At 65.4% G+C, this 5520-nt stretch carries 8 protein-coding genes and 1 pseudogene; 6 read left to right on the forward strand and 3 right to left on the reverse strand.

Annotated features, from left to right (window positions below; all coding sequences use genetic code 11):
• The first annotated feature begins 47 nt into the window (after positions 1–47).
• Positions 48–233, forward strand: a complete 186-nt coding sequence (locus EN906_RS21220) for a Flp family type IVb pilin (RefSeq protein WP_013529446.1) — start codon at positions 48–50, stop codon at positions 231–233.
• Positions 234–260: 27 nt separating this feature from the next.
• Here the strand turns inward: EN906_RS21220 and EN906_RS21225 are convergent, their stop codons facing one another.
• On the reverse strand, positions 261–1136 hold the full coding sequence (locus EN906_RS21225) for a methyltransferase domain-containing protein (RefSeq protein ID WP_127269619.1): 876 nt from the start codon (positions 1134–1136) through the stop codon (positions 261–263).
• Between the two features lie 65 nt (positions 1137–1201).
• Between EN906_RS21225 and EN906_RS21230 the strand changes: the two genes are divergently transcribed.
• The 4 genes from EN906_RS21230 to EN906_RS21245 are packed head-to-tail and all read left to right on the forward strand — an operon-like array spanning position 1202 to position 3598.
• A complete protein-coding gene (locus tag EN906_RS21230) occupies positions 1202–2002 on the forward strand; it encodes a ComF family protein (RefSeq protein WP_127271367.1) in 801 nt (266 codons plus the stop codon).
• Positions 2003–2029: 27 nt separating this feature from the next.
• Entirely contained in the window at positions 2030–2299 is a 270-nt protein-coding gene (gene grxC, locus EN906_RS21235) for a glutaredoxin 3 (RefSeq protein ID WP_127271365.1), read from the forward strand.
• 10 nt (positions 2300–2309) lie between these two features.
• Positions 2310–3176 carry a carbon-nitrogen hydrolase family protein gene (locus tag EN906_RS21240; RefSeq protein WP_127271363.1) on the forward strand — a complete coding sequence of 289 codons (867 nt, stop codon included), beginning with the start codon at positions 2310–2312 and terminating at the stop codon, positions 3174–3176.
• Positions 3173–3598, forward strand: a complete 426-nt coding sequence (locus EN906_RS21245) for a DUF1178 family protein (protein WP_023811158.1) — start codon at positions 3173–3175, stop codon at positions 3596–3598. Before EN906_RS21240 ends, EN906_RS21245 begins: the two co-directional genes overlap by 4 nt.
• A gap of 191 nt (positions 3599–3789) precedes the next feature.
• Here EN906_RS21245 and EN906_RS21255 read toward each other — a convergent pair whose 3' ends face one another.
• Complete coding sequence (locus tag EN906_RS21255) at positions 3790–4275, reverse strand: MarR family transcriptional regulator (protein WP_127271370.1); 486 nt, start codon at positions 4273–4275, stop codon at positions 3790–3792.
• Positions 4276–4371: 96 nt separating this feature from the next.
• Between EN906_RS21255 and EN906_RS21260 the strand changes: the two genes are divergently transcribed.
• Positions 4372–5286 (forward strand): DMT family transporter, encoded by a 915-nt coding sequence (locus EN906_RS21260; protein ID WP_127375347.1) that lies wholly within the window; start codon positions 4372–4374, stop codon positions 5284–5286.
• A gap of 13 nt (positions 5287–5299) precedes the next feature.
• On the opposite strand, the pseudogene EN906_RS21265 reads toward EN906_RS21260, so the two are convergent.
• Positions 5300–5520 (reverse strand): annotated as a pseudogene (locus EN906_RS21265) (hypothetical protein); the annotation flags it as partial.

Consider the following 5520-nt stretch of genomic DNA (forward strand, 5'->3'; position numbering starts at 1 on the left):
TTTCTTAACAGGTCGGCTGTAAGGTCCCGGACAGAGGGGTTGAGGCCATGAAAGCAGTGCTGCTGGGTTTTCTGAACGACGAGACCGGCGCCACGGCCGTCGAATATGGCGTCATCATCGCCGTGCTGTCGCTGGCCATCGTCGGCGGTATCGGTGAGGTCCGCGACGGGATCATCTGGCTGTTCAGCGACAACAACAGCAAGCTTGCGAACGCTTTCGCACCCACGCCCTGATCCGGCTTTCCGCGCCTGCGGGCAGGATCATTGCCCGCCGGGCGCCTCCAGGATTGTTCCCAGCGAGACCTTGGCCGACCCTGGCTTAAGCGGTTTTTGCTGCGATGCGTCGGGCGCCCAGCCGGACATCCAGACAATCGAGAAACTTGCCCTCACGCGGCCGTCGGGGTCGGAAAACCGCTCGGCGTAGATTTCCGCCGCGCGGGCAAACAGCTTGCGCGAGCCCGGCCGCCGGCTGCGATCGGTGAGCGCAGAGGTTTCGCCCATGGCCCGCAGATCCGCCATCAGGTTGAACAGGCTGGCATAGCGCACCGTCACCGTCTCGACGTCGGCGACCGGCAGAGCGAGACCGGCGCGCTGCAGCAGCGCACCGGCATCGCGCACGTCGGTGAACGGGGCGACACGCGGACTGGCGCCGCCGTAAAGCTCGGTCTCGGCCGAAAGCAGGCTTTCGCGCAACTCGAAAAGCGTACCGGCGCCGGCAAAGGCGCCGAGGAAAAGACCATCCGGCCGCAACGCACGGCGGATCTGGATCAGCATGCCGGGGATGTCGTTCATGGCCTGCAGCGACAGAAGCGACACCGCCAGATCGAGGCTTTCCGCTTCGAACGGCACGGTTTCGAGCGGTGCGATCAAGCCGGCGCCGCCACCGCTCAGGAAGGCCGTGTCCGCCTCGACGCGGACGATGTCGGCGACCTTGCCGCTTTCGGCGAGCGTTTCTGCCGCCGCCGGCGTCTGGCAAAACAGCACAGCCGCCTTGCCGAACCTGCGCTCGACGGCGCCCAGCCGGTCGGCAAGGTCCTCGGCCGTGCGGCGCATGAGGAAGTCCGCACCGTCGACCGGATGGGCAAGCGCGCGCCGCTTGTGCGCCAGCCATAGAGAGGTATCCATTATCGGCTGCAACGGGCAGATCCTTTGTTTGTCCACGCTCCGGGATCGTTGATATAGTGGCGCGCAGGAGCAACCACGTGGCCGATCCGATGCCCAAGATCAAGTCCATCGCGATCACGAACCTGGCCCGGTCGGTTGTCGGCTGGCCGGCGCGTATGCTGTTTCCGCCGGTCTGCGCCGGTTGCCGCCGGCATGTCTCGCAGCCAGGCGTGCTGTGCGGCGCCTGCTGGCCGAAGCTCAGGCTGCTGGAGCGGCCATGGTGCCCGGTCATGGGCACGCCGTTCACCCACCATATGGGCGAAGGCTTTCTGTCGGCCGAGGCGATTGCCGATCCGCCGCCTTTCGAGCGGGCGCGGGCGGCGGTCGCCTATTCCGGCGTTGCCCGCCAGATGGTGCAGGGGCTGAAATACCAGGATCGCACGGATCTGGCACCCTGGATGGCGCGCTGGATGGTTCGCGCCGGTGCCGATCTCATCGCCGAGGCGGATGTGGTGGTGCCGGTGCCGCTGCACTGGCGGCGCTTTTTCAGGCGGCGCTTCAACCAATCGGCGGAACTGGCGAGGGCGGTCTCGACGCTTAGTCAACTGCCCTTCGCCCCCTCGGCGGTGCGTCGCGTGAAACTCACCCGCCAGCAGGTCGGGCTGGAGCGCGGGGAACGCGAGGAAAATGTGCGGGCTGCCTTTCGGGTACCCGCCGAGGCGGAAATCGAGATCGCCGGCCGCAGGGTGCTTTTGATCGACGATGTCTACACCACCGGCGCCACGGTGCGTTCCGCCACCAAGGCGCTGAAAAGGGGCGGTGCGGCCGCCGTCGACGTGCTGACCTTTGCGCGTGTGTTGCCGGGGGACTTCCGGGCGGACGAGTCCGCGACTATATAAGTCGGCAACGAACAGCGGAAATTCGTCATGGCCGATGTCACGATCTACACCCGCATGATGTGCGGCTATTGCACGGCAGCCAAGCGGCTGCTCGAGCGCAAGGGCGTCGCCTTTACCGAGCACGATGCCTCCTTCTCGCCGGAACTGCGCCAGGAGATGATCTCCCGGGCGCATGGCCGCACGACCTTTCCGCAGATTTTCATCGGCGATACGCATGTCGGCGGCTGTGACGACCTCCACGAGCTAGAGGCCGAAGGCCGGCTGGACAAACTGCTCGCCAACGGCGCGACGAATTGAGGGAATGACGATGGGTGTTTTCAAAGCCGCTGCGATCCAGATGCGTTCAGGCGAGAGTCCCGAGCGCAACGCCGTGGATCTCGAACGGCTGGTGCGCGAAGCAGCCAGCCTAGGTGCCACCTATATCCAGACGCCGGAAATGACCGGCGCGCTGATCCGCGACAAGGAAGCTCGCGCCGCCTCGTTTACGTCCGAAGACAAGGACATCGTCGTTTCGACCGCGCGCAGATTGGCCAGGGAACTCGGCGTCTTCCTGCATATCGGCTCGACCGCCATCCTGCGGGCCGACGGCAAGCTCGCCAACCGGGCGCTGCTGTTTGGCCCGGATGGTGCTGCGCTCGCCACCTACGACAAGATCCACATGTTCGATGTCGACCTCGACAATGGTGAGAGCTGGCGTGAATCCGCTGCCTACGAACCGGGCACCGAGGCCGTCGTCACCGAGATCGAGGGTGCAAAGCTCGGCTTCGCCGTTTGCTACGATTTGCGCTTTCCGCAGCTCTTCCGTGCCGAGGCACTGGCCGGCGCCGATCTGCTTTCCGTACCTGCCGCCTTCACCCGTCAGACCGGCGAGGCGCACTGGCACGTGCTGCTCAGGGCCCGCGCCATCGAGAATGGCGCCTATGTCATCGCCGCCGCGCAGGGCGGCCTGCATGAGGATGGCCGCGAGACCTACGGTCATTCGCTGATCGTCGATCCGTGGGGCCGTATCATCGCGGAAGCCGCGCATGACGAGCCTGATGTGATCGTCGCCGAGATCGACCCGGCGCAGTCGCTTGCCGCGCGCAAGAAGATCCCCAACCTCAGGAATGCACGGGATTTCGCCGTCAATGCCGGTTCGGGCGAGGCGCCGCGGCTCAGGGGTGCAGCCTCTTGATCCGCTTTGCCCTGATCTGCGAGCACGAGCACGAATTCGAAGGCTGGTTCCGCAGCAACGACGATTTCGACACCCAGAAGAAGCGCGGCTTTGTCGATTGCCCCACCTGCGGATCGCACAAGGTGCAGAAGGCGCTGATGGCGCCGGCCGTCTCCACGGCGCGCAAACAGGAAACAATAGCGCTGGCGATGGGCGAGGCGCAGAAGCAGGCTTTGGCACAGCTCAAGGCAATGGCCGAGAAGGTGCGCGAGAACGCCGACTATGTCGGCGACAAGTTCGCCGAGGAAGCGCGAAAGATCCATTTCGGCGAGAGCGACCCGCGCGGCATCTATGGCGAGGCGACGCTGGACGAGGCCAAGAGCCTGGCCGAGGACGGCGTCGAGTTCATGCCGATCCCGGTGTTCCCGGACGATCGCAACTGAGTCTTTCGACGCCAGCGGGACAGCGCCCCCCTTTGTCCTGCCGGACATCTCCCCCACGGGGGAGATCGGACGTCACCTAGGCCTTCGCCAATCTCTGACGTGGCAGGCGCAGTGTCGAAGCTGCCAATCTCCCCCCTCGTGGGGGAGGTGTCCGGCAGGACAGAGGGGGGCGCGAAGGATCGCAACAGAAATTAGCTCACGCTCCCGATCAGCTTTTCCAGCAGCCGAGAGAGCGTCTCCCGTTCCGCCGGCGTCAAGCCCGAGAGAATCTCGTGCTCGTTGGCAACATGGGCAGTGACGGCCTCATCGATCAAGGCCAGGCCCTTGTCGGTCAGCCTCACGACAATGCCGCGCCTATCGTTGGGATGCGGCCCGCGCAGGATCAATCCGGACGTTTCGAGCCGGTCGAGCCTGTTGGTCATGGCGCCTGACGTCACCATCGTCGCTTCATAGAGGGCGGTTGGCGTCAGCGCGTAGGGAGAGCCTGAACGGCGCAGCGTGGCCAGCACGTCGAATTCCCCGGACTGCAATCCATAACGGGCAAACAACGGCGCTAGGCGCTCGCGGGCGATCAGCGAGGCGGCCTCGTTCAGCCGCCCGAGCACACCCATCGGCGAGACATCCAGATCGGGCCGCTCCCGCTTCCATTGCTCGATCGCCCGTGCTGCCCTGTCCAACTGTCTCACCATCATATATCTTGACGTTAAGAATCTTTCCATTATCTTATCTTAACATGCAATGCCGGCCAAGGGCCGCGCTACAGGATTCGGTCAATGAAACGTCTTTGGGATTCGGCGCTCGGCCTGCTGGTCGTCACCGGCGGCCTGCTCGGCCTGACGCTGCCATTCGGCAAGCTCGCCACGGCTGCCGGCGTGCCGGCCATGGTCTGGGCCTTCGTCATCTCGCTCGGCGCCGGCGGCGTCTTGCTGTGCGTGCTCCTGGCTCGCGGCCAGCGGGTCCGGCTCACCGCGCACAAATTCCGCTATTTCTTCGTCACCGCCGCGGTGTCCTATGCCGTCCCCAACCTCCTGATGTTCTCGGCCATCCCGCATCTGGGCGCCGGCTACACCGGCATCATGTTCACCCTGTCGCCTGTCATCACACTGGTGTTCTCGATCCTGTTGCGTGTCCGGCGCCCCAACATGCTGGGCATTGTCGGCATCGCCGTCGGCTTCGTCGGCGCCGTCATGGTCGCGGTGACGCGCGGCGAGGCCGGCCAGCCGGCCGATTTGTTCTGGGTGGCGATGGGGTTGCTCGTTCCGGTCAGCCTTGCCGCCGGCAACATCTACCGCACGGTCGACTGGCCGGACGGCACCGGCCCGATCGAGCTTGCCGTCGGCAGCCATCTGGCGTCGGCGGTGATGCTGCTTGCCGGCATTCTCCTCCTGTTCGGCGGCGAGGCTTTCGCGCCACTCGGCGGCGTGCCGCTGGTGGTGGTCGCGCAGGTTGCGTCGGCATCGGCGATGTTCGCCTTCTTCTTCCGGCTGCAGGCGGTTGGCGGTCCGGTCTATCTCAGCCAGATCGGTTATGTGGCGGCGGCCGTCGGCCTGTTTGCCGGAACCATCTTCCTCGGCGAGCACTATCAGCTGCTGACCTGGGCGGGCGCGGTCATCATCACCGCGGGCGTGTTCATCACCACCAGGGCACAAAGCCAGACCGGCACGAAGCTGCAAAGGCAGGCGGCGTAAGTGCTTTCGCGCCTCAGCCGGCGTCGGTTTCGTTCTCTTCGCCACCGGGTTCCGGCCTTGGGTGCCGGCGGCGATGAGTGGCCGCGGCGCGGGCCGCCTGTTCGTAGATGCCGGTCATCAGCTCCAGTGTGCGCGCCGCTTCCTCGAGCTTGGCCGCCATCTCCGGGACGCGTGTCACCGCTTCGATGAGCAGGACGGACCGGATGTCGGCATAGCGTTCGGTGAAGCGAAACC

Origin of the sequence: Mesorhizobium sp. M7A.F.Ca.CA.004.06.1.1, from assembly GCF_003999135.1 — a bacterium.
GTDB lineage: Bacteria > Pseudomonadota > Alphaproteobacteria > Rhizobiales > Rhizobiaceae > Mesorhizobium.

What these genes read in the sequence shown, in the direction of transcription:
- EN906_RS21220 (WP_013529446.1), top strand. Translation starts at nt 48, where the DNA reads ATGAAAGCAGTGCTGCTGGGTTTTCTGAACGACGAGACCGGCGCCACG.
- grxC (WP_127271365.1), top strand. Translation starts at nt 2,030, where the DNA reads ATGGCCGATGTCACGATCTACACCCGCATGATGTGCGGCTATTGCACG.
- EN906_RS21240 (WP_127271363.1), top strand. Translation starts at nt 2,310, where the DNA reads ATGGGTGTTTTCAAAGCCGCTGCGATCCAGATGCGTTCAGGCGAGAGT.
- EN906_RS21260 (WP_127375347.1), top strand. Translation starts at nt 4,372, where the DNA reads ATGAAACGTCTTTGGGATTCGGCGCTCGGCCTGCTGGTCGTCACCGGC.